This is a genomic window from Bacillus cereus group sp. MYBK95-2 (assembly GCF_051915225.1).
GTDB lineage: Bacteria > Bacillota > Bacilli > Bacillales > Bacillaceae_G > Bacillus_A > Bacillus_A cereus.
Genome location: NZ_JBQAEH010000001.1, coordinates 34,092 through 46,956, shown reverse-complemented (window position 1 = coordinate 46,956; position 12,865 = coordinate 34,092). Strand labels below are relative to the sequence as shown.

Sequence of the window (12,865 nt, the reverse complement as noted above, 5' to 3'; positions counted from 1 at the left end):
GAGAAAAAATGAGAAGAGGAGAAAAAGGAAGATGGGGAGTCAATCAGCAGAGCAAAAAAAAGGGATACTATACGCGGCTGGTGCTTACACGATGTGGGGAATCCTACCGATTTATTGGAAATGGGTTGAGGAAGTTCCAGCAGATGAAATATTAGCACACCGCATCGTTTGGGCATTTGTTTTTATGTTACTCGTATTAGGTGTTACGAAGAGGTTTCGTCAGTTTATTGGGGAATTTGTGAATCTTTTTAAACGACCTAAATTATTAATGTCATTAACAATAGCTTCAGTCTTGATTAGCGGAAACTGGTTTGTTTACATATGGGCCGTTAATCATAATCATGTTATTGAAGCGAGTCTTGGCTATTATATTAATCCGCTTATTAGTATTTTACTTGGTACAGTCGTTTTAAAGGAAAAGTTAAACTTCTGGCAATATGTTGCAGTTGGTTTAGCTGGAGTGGGGGTTATCATTTTAACAGTGCGTTTCGGATCTATTCCGTGGGTTTCTCTTTCACTTGCCTTTTCATTTGGATTATACGGATTAACGAAAAAACTGTTAAACTATGATGCTACAATTGGACTTACGATGGAAACGATGTTAGTGACACCGCTTGCAATCATTTACCTTGTTATGACAGGCGCCCATGGTTTCGGCTCATTTGGATCTATTTCAATGTTATCGACATTACTATTAATAGGAGCAGGTATTGTTACAGCTCTACCACTTTTTTATTTTGCAAAAGGAGCCCAACTTATTCCGCTTTATATGGTAGGTTTTTTACAATATATTGCACCAACAATTAGCTTAATTTTAGGTGTATTCGTATTTGGTGAACATTTCACATCTACTCATATGATTGCATTTTTCTGTATATGGGTTGCATTATTTGTATTCTCGGTAGCGAAGACTAAGTTTTTAGTGCAGAAACAACCGAAATTTATAAAAAATAAATCAGCAAAAGTATCATAATGCGTAGTATTTTCTACGCATTTTTCTTTATACTTATATTATATAGAATTTCCATTATAGTCAGTAAGGAGCTGAGAACATGGAAACAATTTTACATAATGATCCGCTTATGGCAGCTGTAATTTCATGGTTTTTAGCACAATTAACGAAAGTAGTCTTCAAATTAGTTAAAACAGGTGAATTTGATTTTGCAAAGTTTTTTGCTTCAGGTGGGATGCCAAGTTCTCATGCTTCAACAGTTACAGCGCTTGCTACAGGAGTTGGAGTAGTGGAAGGTGTGGAAAGCTCGATGTTTGCGGTTGCTACAATTTTTGCCATTATTGTTATGTATGATGCTTCAGGAGTAAGGCTTGCAGTAAGTAAACAAGCAAAAATATTGAATGACTTTTTTCACGGTAGAGAAACAGAATATAAGAAGTTAAATGAACTTGTTGGGCATACACCGTATGAAGTAGTAGTCGGTGCTTTATTAGGGATTATTGTCGGAGTAGGGTATTGTTTATGAGCAGAACATTTTATATGTTCTGCTTTTCTTTGTTTTTATACATATTCAGCTACCTTTTTGAATATCGTTATACGGATTTCGAAAGGGTGGGTGAGCAACTTGTTATTATATGAAAAAGTGCATGAAGAAATAGCGAGAAGAACAACTGCACTTCAAACAATGCAACGGCAAGATGGTACGTGGCGGTTTTGTTTTGAAGGAGCGCCACTAACAGATTGTCATATGATTTTTTTATTAAAATTATTAGGTAAAGATAAAGAGATAGAACCGTTTGTAAAAAGATTAGCATCACTCCAAACAAATGAAGGAACATGGAAATTGTATGAAGATGAAGTGGGTGGTAATTTATCTGCTACAATTCAATCTTATGCTGCCTTACTTGCATCGGAAAAATATACAAAAGAAGATGTGAATATGAAGCGAGCGGAAATGTTTATAAATGAGCGCGGCGGGGTAGCGCGTGCTCATTTTATGACGAAGTTTTTATTAGCGATTCATGGAGAATATGAATATCCTTCTCTCTTTCATTTGCCAACACCAATTATGTTTCTGCAGAATGATTCCCCTCTCAGTATTTTTGAACTGAGTAGCTCAGCACGTATTCATTTAATTCCGATGATGTTGTGTTTAAATAAAAGATTTCGAGTAGGGAAAAAGTTATTGCCAAATTTAAATCACATTGCAGGCGGGGGCGGAGAATGGTTTCGGGAGGATCGGTCTCCAGTTTTTCAAACGTTAGTAAGTGACGTGAAGAAAATTATAACGTATCCACTTTCTTTGCATCATAAAGGATATGAGGAAGTAGAACGTTTTATGAAAGAGCGTATTGATGAAAATGGAACATTATATAGCTACGCAACTGCCTCGTTTTATATGATTTATGCTTTACTTGCATTAGGACATTCTATTCAATCACCAATTATTCAAAAAGCTATAACGGGAATCACATCTTATATATGGAAGATGGAGAGAGGGAGCCATTTGCAAAACTCTCCATCAACTGTATGGGATACAGCTTTACTCAGTTATGCTTTGCAAGAAGCTCAAGTTCCGAAAGCAAGTAAAGTGATTCACAATGCATCAGCATATTTACTAAGAAAACAGCAAACGAAGAAAGTAGATTGGAGTGTACATGCACCGGATCTCTTCCCGGGTGGTTGGGGCTTTTCGGATGTGAATACGACGATTCCAGATGTTGATGATACAACTGCTGCGTTAAGAGCATTGGCGCGAAGTAGAGGGAACGAAAATGTAGACACTGCTTGGAAGCGAGCGGTTAATTGGGTTAAAGGATTGCAAAATAATGATGGTGGTTGGGGGGCTTTTGAAAAAGGGGTAACGAGCCATATATTAGCAAATTTACCAATCGAAAATGCAAGTGATATGATTACAGATCCTTCTACACCAGATATTACAGGAAGAGTATTAGAATTTTTCGGAACGTATACGCAAAATGAATTGCCCGAGAAACAAAAACAAAGTGCGATAAATTGGTTAATGAATGTACAAGAGGAAAATGGATCGTGGTATGGGAAATGGGGAATTTGTTATATATATGGTACGTGGGCAGTGTTGACTGGTTTACGGTCACTAGGAATACCATCTAGCGATCCATCAGTGAAACGAGCAGCTTTATGGCTTGAACATATACAGCATGAAGATGGTGGCTGGGGAGAATCTTGCCAAAGTAGTGTGGAAAAAAGATTTGTTACTTTGCCATTTAGTACACCATCCCAAACAGCATGGGCGTTAGATGCCCTCATTTCTTACTATGATAAAGAAACGCCAGTCATTCGAAAAGGTATTTCATATTTGCTCTCCAACTCTTATATAAATGAAAAATATCCTACTGGAACAGGTTTACCAGGTGGGTTTTATATTCGTTATCATAGTTATGCTCATATATATCCATTGCTTACTTTGGCTCATTATGCAAAAAAATATAGAAAATAAACCGAGAGATCTCTCTCGGTTTATTTTGTTGGGTAGTAGGTCCCTTTTGAAAAGAATAAGGTTGTGATGTACCTTATTTTTCGGTTGATTGGCGCTTTTGACGTGCATCAGCGGCATTTGCACGTGCGTTTGCTTCTAAGTCATTGTGGTCAGCGAGTTCGCGAGAGAACTCAACATCAATGCCATCAGTTGCTTTGCTTTGTTTGAAATTCTTTTTGTTCATTCGACACAATCTCCTTGCGTTTATGCGACGTTGCAAAGTTAGTTTGACACAAATAGACTTTTTTATACAAAGAGGAATTGGAAAGCAAGGAGCCGAAATATACAGTATAAGTAATAGAAATGGGGGATAGGAATGGAGTTTTTAAATGGGAAAACAGCTGTTGTAACAGGAGCTGCACAGGGAATTGGAAAAGAGATTGCAAGGGTTTATGCAAAACTAGGGGCGAAAGTATTAATTAGCGATGTAAATGAAGAAAATCTACAAAAAACGACACGTGAGTTATCAGATGAAGGATATGAAGTGTGCTCATATCGATGTGATGTGAGTAATCAAAATGAAGCAAAGTCGTTAATTGAATATGCGGTTCAAAAATTTGGTACATTACATATTTTGGTGAATAATGCTGGAATTACAAGAGACGCAATGTTACATAAAATGGAGAAGTCTGCTTGGGAACAAGTATTACAAGTGAACTTAACTGGAGTTTTTTATTGTATGCAACCCGCGCTTCTTTACATGAGACAACAAGGGTATGGACGCATTATTAATATATCTTCAATTAGTAGAGAAGGAAACATAGGTCAAGCAAATTATGCGGCTACAAAGGCAGGAGTTGTAGGATTAACGAAAACAGCAGCGAAAGAAGTTGGAAGTTTCGGTATTACTTGTAATGCGATTTGTCCGGGGTTTATGGATACAGATATGACCAAAACGATACCAGATAAAGTGAAAGAAAAGATGGTTGGCGCTATTCCAGTTGGTAGAATTGGAACGCCAGAAGATATTGCGAACGCAGCAGCCTTTTTAGCATCAGAATACGCATCTTATATTACAGGTGAAGTATTAAATGTGAGCGGAGGACTGCAAGTTTAAAGGAATACATAATGAACAGAACCTGACCAGGTAGGTCAGGTTCTTTCTCATTAATTTAAGTTAAGCCAAACGCTCTTTACTTCTGTATAGTTATTTAATGCGTAAGATCCCATTTCACGGCCAAGACCAGATTGTTTAAATCCTCCAAATGGAGATGCTGCATCAAAGACGTTATAACAGTTTACCCATACTGTACCTGCACGTACTTTACTTGCAACATAGTGTGCTGTTTTAACATTTTCTGTCCACACACCAGCCGCTAAGCCGAATTGTGATTTATTTGCACGTTCAATTACTTCATCAATATCGTTAAATGGTATTGCAGAAATAACTGGACCGAAAATTTCTTCTTTTGCGATCGTCATTTCATCATTTACGTCAGCGAATACTGTAGGAGAAACGAAGTAGCCTTGATTGAATGGATTACTTCCTCCGCAAAGGACTTCAGCGCCTTCTTCAATCCCTTTTTCAATGTAGCCCATTACACGTTTTTGTTGTTCTTCGGAAACGAGAGGGCCAATTGTTGTTTCAGGGTTAAGACCGACACCTTGATTTAGTTTTTTAGAATAGAGGACGAGATCAGCCATGACATTATCATACATTTTCTTCGGAACAAATAAGCGTGATCCAGCAGAGCATACTTGTCCTTGGTTAAACATAACACCAGAAAGTGCACCAGGAATCGCGCGAGATAAATCAGCATCTGGCAATATGATATTTGGTGATTTACCGCCTAATTCAAGTGTAACGCGTTTTAATGTTTCGGATGCTTGTCGCATAATTTGTTTACCGACAGGAGTAGAACCGGTAAATGCAATTTTATCAACGAGTGGATGATTAACGAGAGCTTGTCCAGCTGATTCACCGAATCCAGGTACGATATTAATAACACCTTTCGGGAATCCAGCTTCTTCAATTAATTCAGCTAAGTATAGAGCAGATAGTGGAGTTTGTTCTGCAGGTTTTAAAACGATTGTACATCCTGTAGCAAGCGCTGCTCCCATTTTCCACATTGCCATAAGAAGCGGGAAGTTCCAAGGGATAATTTGACCAACGACACCAACAGCTTCATGGCGTGTATAGTTAAAGTAATCACCGGAAACAGGAATTGTTTGACCAACGATTTTCGTAGCCCATCCAGCGTAATAGCGCATATGCTCAATTGCAAGTGGTATGTCTGCTGCCATTGTTTCACGGATTGGCTTTCCGTTATCTAATGTTTCGAGCTGTGCAAGCTCTTCTTTATGTTCTTCCATTAAATCAGCTAACTTGTACATGAGACGGCTTCGCTCAGCGGTGCTCATACGAGACCAAGGACCTTCGTCAAAAGCCATACGAGCTGCGACTACAGCTTTATGAATATCTTCGCGACCAGCTTCAGAAACGACGGCAAGTGTTTCACCAGTTGCTGGGTTAGGTGTTTTAAATGTTTTACCGGAAGCGCTTTCAATGAAAGATCCATTCACATATAACTTTTTTGTACCTTGAAGAAATTTCTCTACCTTTTCATGAAGATTTACAGCTAGTTGACTCATTGTATAACCCCCTTGAAAATATAATGTAAACGCAGTACGAGACGGCGCTTATTCCGAAATCAAGGATGTGGAAACTAGATGGAAAGCCTCTAATTAAAATCATAATTAAGAAATACTGAAAATTCAAATTTCATTTGTGTTACAATTGTAAAAAATATGTAATGTAAGAGAATCTTCTATATGATTATAAAAAATCCTGCTTGTTTTTGCTTTCTAGTAGGAAAAACTAGAAGAACAATGGTACAATAATACATCGTGAGAGGAGGGGTAAAAATGAAAGATTATCATGATGATCCACGCTTTCGAATAGCCCATAGAGAAGCGTTAATTGGTCTTGGACTTGCTATTATTAATTTTATAATATGGTACGGATTTGCTTATGGGCTTGGTAGTAAAAATCCGAATGAATATACATATGTATTAGGTTTTCCCGCATGGTTTTTTTATAGCTGTATCGTTGGATTTATCGTTATGGTTATTTTACTTAGTTTAGTTGTTCGTTTTGTATTTCAAGATATTTCACTCGATGAGGAAGAAAAAAGTGAGGAATAATAGATGAATTGGTATGTAATCATTCCAATGATAATTTCGTTTATCGTTGTATTTTTAATTGGTGTATATGCTTCAAGACGTGTGCAAGCAACTGCTCATAATAAATTTTTACAAGAATATTTTCTTGGTGGGCGTGAGCTAGGCGGTTTATTATTAGCGATGACAATGATTGCTACGTACGGTAGTGCAAGTAGCTTTATTGGTGGCCCTGGTATTGCTTACAATATGGGTCTTGGATGGGTACTGTTATCTGCGATTCAAGTTGTAACAGGCTATATCGTTTTAACGGTTATCGGTAAAAAGTTTGCAATTATCGCTAGGAAGATGGAAGCAATTACTCTTATCGATTATTTAAAAGGGAGATACAATAATAAAGCAGTTGTTATACTTTCTGCGTTATGTATTATTATCTTTTTATTTTCAGCGACAGTAGCCCAGTGGGTCGGTGGTGGACGATTAATCGAGTCACTAACTGGTCTATCGTATACAACAGCACTATTTTTATTTACTTTTTCTGTACTTGTGTACGTATTAATTGGTGGATTTCGTGCAGTTGCTCTATCAGATACATTATTAGGAATCATTATGTTAGTTGGAACGACAATCATTTTAATTGCTACTGTCATTGCTGGTGGTGGAATTGAAAAGATTATGCAGGAACTTGTTCAAATTAATCCAAAGTTAATTACACCATTCGGAGCAGATGGCAGTTTAACGAAATCATATGTTACATCATTTTGGATTTTAATTGGAATTGGCGTTGTCGGCTTACCGCAAATTAGCGTGCGTGCCATGTCTTATAAAAATTCAAAAGCGATGCATCAAGCTTTAATAATTGGAACCGTTGTCGTTGGCACAATTATGATCGGTATGCATTTAACTGGTGTATTTGCAAGAGTAGTACTTCCAGGTATAACGGTACCAGATAAAGTAATGCCGCTACTTGCGATGGAAGTGTTACCTCCTTGGTTAGCTGGAGTTTTCTTAGCTGCACCGATGGCAGCGATTATGTCTACAGTAAACTCTTTATTATTACTTGTAAGCTCGTCAATTATTAAAGATATATATGTAAATTACATAAATAAAGATGCAGCAGACAGTACGATAAAAAAAGGAAGTTTGTGGATTACTGGTATTGTAGGACTACTCGTTTATGCAGCGGCGATTAAACCACCAGATTTTTTAATATGGCTAAATTTATTTTCTTTCGGTGGATTAGAAGCAGCATTCATTTGGCCAATCGTATTAGGGTTATATTGGAGGAAAGGAAATGCTACAGGAGCGCTTGCGTCTATTTTAGTTGGGGTAGGCTCATATATGTGTATTCATCTTTTCTATCCAAATCCGTTCGGTATACATACAGTTGTCTTCCCGATTTGTTTTGCGTTTATCGCTTATGTTATTGGAAGTATGAGTGCTGTAAAAAAAACAGTATAGGTTAGCTGAAGAACGTAGTCCTTATAAGACTGCGTTTTTTCGTATGAATTTGTTCTTTTTTATTCTGTATATCCACGGTTATTCATAAATTAATAACAACTGAGGGGATGGAGTTGAGGTCGATGAAAAAAGTGTTATTTTTAGGAGACCCAGGAATTGATGACTCTTTAGCAATTATGTATGGATTGTTGCATCCTGATATTGATATTGTTGGTGTAGTAACGGGATATGGAAATGTAACACAAGAAAAGGCGACAAGTAATGCCGCATATTTATTGCAAATGGCAGGACGGGAAGATATACCTGTTATTAATGGTGCGAAAATTCCTTTATCCGGAGATATTACGACGTATTATCCAGAAATTCATGGGACAGACGGTTTAGGGCCAATTAAACCTCCAAAAACTTTTTCACCAAATATAAAGCCTTTTTGTACATTTTTTGATCTTCTTGAAAAATATAAAGGAGAATTAATAATAGTCGATGCTGGTAGATCAACAACATTAGCGACAGCATTTATTTTAGAAAAGCCGATGATGAAGTATGTGAAAGAATATTATATAATGGGCGGTGCTTTCTTAATGCCTGGCAATGTAACACCAGTCGCAGAGGCGAATTTTCATGGTGATCCCATTGCGTCACAATTAGTTATGCAAAATGCCAAAAATGTGACATTAGTGCCACTTAACGTTACATCTGAAGCAATTATTACACCGGAAATGGTAAAATATATTACGAAACACTCTAAAACGAGTTTTAATAAGTTAATCGAGCCGATATTTACGTACTATTATAAAGCTTATAGAAAGTTAAATCCGAAAATAAAAGGAAGTCCAGTACATGACGTCGTTACAATGATGGTTGCGGCAAATCCATCCCTTTTAGATTATGTATATCGTCGTGTCGATGTAGATACAGCTGGAATTGCAAAAGGAGAGAGTATTGCTGATTTTCGGCCTCAACCTGATGCAAAAGCATTAAAAAATTGGGTGCGAATTGGTTGGTCGTTACATTATAAAAAGTTTCTTGAGGATTTTGTGAAATTTATGACGTAGACATAATAGGAGCATACAAGTTAAAATAATGGAGATGGTTATGTAAATGACCATCTCCATTATTTTGTTTTTAAATGATAAATAGAGAAGAGTTACACAATAGGAGAGGAATTTTACTTGAAAAAAACTATAGTATGCGCAGTAATTGTGGGTATTTTTGTTTTGCTAATATCGGGTAACTTTTTAGTGAAAAAAGTGTGGAGTTCAAATAATGATGATGCACAGTATATTGCATCTTTTATTGAAGAACATAAAGATGAAAAAAATAGTGCGCTTCTAGTAAAGAGAAATGATAAAGTTGTTTATTCTGTAAACCCAAATGTTGTATTGCCAGTTGCTAGTACGATGAAATTAATTGTGGCGCTTGAATATACGAAACAAGTTACTGAAGGGAAAATTGATTCTTCTAGTTTCGTGTCGATTAATGATGTGAATCGCTATTATGTGCCGAATACAGATGGTGGTGCACAAGATAGATGGCAAAAGTATTTGGAGAAAACGGGCAAGATAACTGAAGGAGCGGTTTCTTTAGAAGAAGTGGCAAAAGGAATGGTTAAGTTTAGTTCGAATGCAAATGCTGAATACTTAATGGAATTGTTAGGATTAGATAACATCAATCGAAATTTACAAAGTTTATCACTTCCTGCACATCAACCACTATTTCCAATCGTTTCATCTTTGTATATCCCGGGATATTTGCATAAAGAATTACATGTTCCAAAATATAAAATAGAGAAAAAGTTAAAAGAAATGTCTCAAGAGCAATATCGTGAATATGCGATGATTATTCATGAACGCTTAAAGAAGAAGGGACCATTATTACAGAAGGAAATTCCGCTTTATTTAGAGGAACGTTACGACAAAATTTGGTCAGATAGATTACCAGCAGCTTCTGCAAATGATTATATGGTATTACTTCAAAAGGCAAACCATAAAGGTGGCTTGACAGAAGCTGAAGAAAAAGTGTGGGCAAATATCGTTGAAACAGACATGAGTGCCAAGAAATACCGTAAAACATTTAGACATGCTGGGCAAAAGAATGGTTATACACCATGGACGGTTACAAAAGCAGTTTACGCTATGGATAAACGTGGAAACTGTACGGAGATTGTGTTTTTGGCGAATAATTTAAATGAAGACGATAGTGCAGAAATACGGAAACATTTAGCAAACTTACATTTCCAAGTGTTGCAAAGTGATAAGTATGATGCGACTTTTATTAAATAAACTCGGTGCAGAGAGCACCGAGTTTATTTTGATGTACAGGCACTTTTTTTCTATCAATGGGTATGATGGGTAGTAATACTTAGGTGAGAGGGGAAAAGGTGATGAAACAGAGTAAGGAAGAGTTTATAAAGAGTGAAGGCGCTGATTTCCCTGGAAAAACATATGTGGATTGTGTATTACAACATGTATTTGATTTTCAACGAAATTACTTATTGAAAGATATGTTTCAAGTGCATAAAGCACATATTACGATGCTGACTGAAGAAAGTTTAATAAAAATAGAAGAAGCTAAAGTTATATTAAACGCACTTAGAAAAGTAGAGCGAATACCAAAAGATAAATTGGTATATACAGAGCAGCATGAAGACCTCTTTTTTTTAATCGAACATTTAATTTCTCAAGAAGCGAAATGCGATTTTGTAAGTAATATGCATATTGGTAGAAGTAGAAATGATATGGGTGTAACGATGTATCGCATGAGTTTAAGGCGGTATATATTACGATTAATGGAACATTATTTGCTATTGCAAGAAAGTGTACTGCAACTTGCTGATGATCATAAGGAAACGATCATGCCAGCTTATACACATACACAACCGGCACAGCCAACAACATTTGGTCATTATACTTTAGCAATTTATGATACGATGCAAAGAGATTTAGAACGAATGAAAAAAACGTACCAGCTTTTAAATCAGTCTCCAATGGGGGCGGCTGCACTCTCTACAACAAGTTTCCCGATTAAACGAGAACGAGTTGCTCATCTACTTGGATTTACAACTGTAATTGAGAACTCATATGATGCTGTTGCCGGAGCGGATTATTTATTAGAAGTTAGCTCGCTACTTATGGTAATGATGACGAATACGAGTAGATGGATTCATGACTTTTTGTTGTTAGCAACGAAAGAATATGACGGTATTACTGTTGCAAAGCCATATGTACAAATTAGTAGTATTATGCCGCAAAAACGAAATCCGGTTTCAATTGAACACGCTCGTGCAATTACGAGTAGTGCTTTAGGAGAAGCATTTACAGTATTTCAAATGATTCATAATACACCATTTGGTGATATTGTCGATACGGAAGATGACTTGCAGCCATATTTATATAAAGGGATTGAAAAGGCGATTCGTGTTTTTTGTATGATGAATGCAGTGATCCTAACGATGAAAGTAGAAGAAGAAACGTTAAAAAGTCGTTCCTATAAACATGCAATAACGATAACGGATTTCGCTGATGTTTTAACGAAAAATTATGAAATTCCATTTCGGCATGCTCATCATGCAGCAAGTGCTATTGCAAATATGTCATTGGAGCAGAAAAAAGAACTACATGAATTACACTTCAAAGATGTAAATATGTATTTGCAAGAACATTTTAAAATAAATTTATTAGAAAAAGAGTGGAAAGAAATTATATCGCCAGAAGCTTTTATTCAAAAAAGAAATGTATACGGTGGACCGAGTAAAAAAGAAATGAAGCGTATGATTAAAAATCGAAAAGAGTCCTTTCGAAAAGAAGAAGATGTATTTGAAAAGGAAAAACAGAGAATTTTACAAGCTGAAAATGCCTTGAATACATTAGCTTTGAATATTATTGAATCGTAAAAGAGGGATTTAATGAATTAATCGCCAATACTTAATTAAAATATAAATAGAGAGAAGAGATTGTCGATGATTCAATTACATGTATATGAAGAGATTTTTCATTTTAAAGAAGATGTTACACCATTTCTAGAAAAGAATGAGCAGGAAAACAATCTCATATTAGGTGTATTACAAATGGTTCAAGAACCGATATTTATGGGGATAGCGAAACAAGGAGAAGACATTGCGGTTGTATTTCTGCAAACAGAAGAGAAGAAACAAATCATTGTTGCAACTTCTGAAATTTTGGGAGTAGCTATTGAGGAACTTGCAAAAGAGTTAACGAAAGTATATCCGGATATTCCTGGATTGATCGGTAATAAGAAAATTGTACAGAAATTAGCGGAAGAGATTGCGGTATTAGAAAATAAGAAAATGAATGTTGCAATGGAGCAAGGTGTGTATGAGTTGAACAGAGTAAAGAAGAAGTGTAATGCGAATGGACTTTTTCGAGCGGTAAATAATGATGAATTACCATTAATAGAACAGTGGATATATCAATTTTGTGAAGATGTAAAGCTTCCTACTACGAAAGAAGAAGCAAAACAAACTGCATATACATTAATAACTACAAATCGACTGTTTGGTTTGGAAGTGGATGGGAAACTCGTTTCTGTAGCTGCAAAAACGAGACCAACTAAAAATAATATAACAGTTAATTTTGTATATACGCCGAAAGAAGCAAGGAAAAAGGGATACGCATCTAAGTGTGTAGCGGCACTTAGTCAACGTATGTTAGATGAAGGGTACAAGACGACTACGTTATATACTGATTTAGCGAATCCGACATCGAATAAAATTTATCAAGAAATTGGTTATGAGCAAATTGCGGAGTCTGTGCTTATATTTTTAGAGAAGTAGAACAAAAAGGCGTGCTATTTTA

The 12,865-nt window shown here is 36.2% G+C and carries 12 protein-coding genes; 10 read left to right on the top strand and 2 right to left on the bottom strand.

Annotated features, from left to right (window positions below):
• Nucleotides 1-31 precede the first annotated feature (31 nt).
• The 3 genes from rarD to ACTFN4_RS00175 all read left to right on the top strand — a co-directional run bounded on the left by rarD (nt 32) and on the right by ACTFN4_RS00175 (nt 3,431).
• The gene (rarD, locus tag ACTFN4_RS00185) at nt 32-973 is read left to right on the top strand and encodes an EamA family transporter RarD (protein WP_000535539.1); all 942 of its coding nucleotides are present in this window, start codon (nt 32-34) and stop codon (nt 971-973) included.
• Between the two features lie 79 nt (nt 974-1,052).
• On the top strand, nt 1,053-1,478 hold the full coding sequence (locus ACTFN4_RS00180; RefSeq protein WP_000447820.1) for a divergent PAP2 family protein: 426 nt from the start codon (nt 1,053-1,055) through the stop codon (nt 1,476-1,478).
• Nucleotides 1,479-1,577: 99 nt separating this feature from the next.
• Nucleotides 1,578-3,431, top strand: coding sequence for a terpene cyclase/mutase family protein (locus ACTFN4_RS00175; protein ID WP_000928146.1), 1,854 nt, complete (start codon nt 1,578-1,580; stop codon nt 3,429-3,431).
• A 73-nt stretch (nt 3,432-3,504) separates the two neighbouring features.
• On the opposite strand, the gene ACTFN4_RS00170 is transcribed toward ACTFN4_RS00175, so the two are convergent.
• Entirely contained in the window at nt 3,505-3,654 is a 150-nt protein-coding gene (locus ACTFN4_RS00170; RefSeq protein ID WP_001035815.1) for a YfhD family protein, read from the bottom strand.
• Between the two features lie 132 nt (nt 3,655-3,786).
• On the opposite strand from ACTFN4_RS00170, the gene fabG reads away from it, so the two are divergent.
• Nucleotides 3,787-4,527, top strand: coding sequence for a 3-oxoacyl-ACP reductase FabG (fabG, locus tag ACTFN4_RS00165; RefSeq protein ID WP_000395038.1), 741 nt, complete (start codon nt 3,787-3,789; stop codon nt 4,525-4,527).
• A gap of 50 nt (nt 4,528-4,577) precedes the next feature.
• On the opposite strand, the gene dhaS is transcribed toward fabG, so the two are convergent.
• Complete coding sequence (dhaS, locus tag ACTFN4_RS00160) at nt 4,578-6,062, bottom strand: aldehyde dehydrogenase DhaS (RefSeq protein WP_000080282.1); 1,485 nt, start codon at nt 6,060-6,062, stop codon at nt 4,578-4,580.
• Between the two features lie 273 nt (nt 6,063-6,335).
• On the opposite strand from dhaS, the gene ACTFN4_RS00155 reads away from it, so the two are divergent.
• The 6 genes from ACTFN4_RS00155 to ACTFN4_RS00130 all read left to right on the top strand — a co-directional run bounded on the left by ACTFN4_RS00155 (nt 6,336) and on the right by ACTFN4_RS00130 (nt 12,843).
• Nucleotides 6,336-6,614, top strand: coding sequence for a YhdT family protein (locus ACTFN4_RS00155; protein ID WP_000656239.1), 279 nt, complete (start codon nt 6,336-6,338; stop codon nt 6,612-6,614).
• Nucleotides 6,615-6,617: 3 nt separating this feature from the next.
• Nucleotides 6,618-8,051 carry a sodium/pantothenate symporter gene (panF, locus tag ACTFN4_RS00150; RefSeq protein ID WP_001104820.1) on the top strand — a complete coding sequence of 478 codons (1,434 nt, stop codon included), beginning with the start codon at nt 6,618-6,620 and terminating at the stop codon, nt 8,049-8,051.
• 122 nt (nt 8,052-8,173) lie between these two features.
• Nucleotides 8,174-9,106 carry a nucleoside hydrolase gene (locus ACTFN4_RS00145; RefSeq protein WP_000756458.1) on the top strand — a complete coding sequence of 311 codons (933 nt, stop codon included), beginning with the start codon at nt 8,174-8,176 and terminating at the stop codon, nt 9,104-9,106.
• Nucleotides 9,107-9,223: 117 nt separating this feature from the next.
• Nucleotides 9,224-10,333, top strand: coding sequence for a serine hydrolase (locus tag ACTFN4_RS00140; RefSeq protein ID WP_000751366.1), 1,110 nt, complete (start codon nt 9,224-9,226; stop codon nt 10,331-10,333).
• A 101-nt stretch (nt 10,334-10,434) separates the two neighbouring features.
• Nucleotides 10,435-11,943, top strand: coding sequence for an argininosuccinate lyase (argH, locus tag ACTFN4_RS00135; protein ID WP_025687003.1), 1,509 nt, complete (start codon nt 10,435-10,437; stop codon nt 11,941-11,943).
• A 66-nt stretch (nt 11,944-12,009) separates the two neighbouring features.
• Nucleotides 12,010-12,843, top strand: coding sequence for a GNAT family N-acetyltransferase (locus ACTFN4_RS00130; protein ID WP_439962009.1), 834 nt, complete (start codon nt 12,010-12,012; stop codon nt 12,841-12,843).
• Nucleotides 12,844-12,865: the final 22 nt, after the last annotated feature.

Coding starts and splice junctions, on each gene's coding strand:
- rarD (WP_000535539.1), top strand. CDS start 32: ATGGGGAGTCAATCAGCAGAGCAAAAAAAAGGGATACTATACGCGGCT.
- ACTFN4_RS00180 (WP_000447820.1), top strand. CDS start 1,053: ATGGAAACAATTTTACATAATGATCCGCTTATGGCAGCTGTAATTTCA.
- ACTFN4_RS00170 (WP_001035815.1), bottom strand. CDS start 3,654: ATGAACAAAAAGAATTTCAAACAAAGCAAAGCAACTGATGGCATTGAT.
- fabG (WP_000395038.1), top strand. CDS start 3,787: ATGGAGTTTTTAAATGGGAAAACAGCTGTTGTAACAGGAGCTGCACAG.
- dhaS (WP_000080282.1), bottom strand. CDS start 6,062: ATGAGTCAACTAGCTGTAAATCTTCATGAAAAGGTAGAGAAATTTCTT.
- ACTFN4_RS00155 (WP_000656239.1), top strand. CDS start 6,336: ATGAAAGATTATCATGATGATCCACGCTTTCGAATAGCCCATAGAGAA.
- panF (WP_001104820.1), top strand. CDS start 6,618: ATGAATTGGTATGTAATCATTCCAATGATAATTTCGTTTATCGTTGTA.
- ACTFN4_RS00145 (WP_000756458.1), top strand. CDS start 8,174: ATGAAAAAAGTGTTATTTTTAGGAGACCCAGGAATTGATGACTCTTTA.
- argH (WP_025687003.1), top strand. CDS start 10,435: ATGAAACAGAGTAAGGAAGAGTTTATAAAGAGTGAAGGCGCTGATTTC.
- ACTFN4_RS00130 (WP_439962009.1), top strand. CDS start 12,010: ATGATTCAATTACATGTATATGAAGAGATTTTTCATTTTAAAGAAGAT.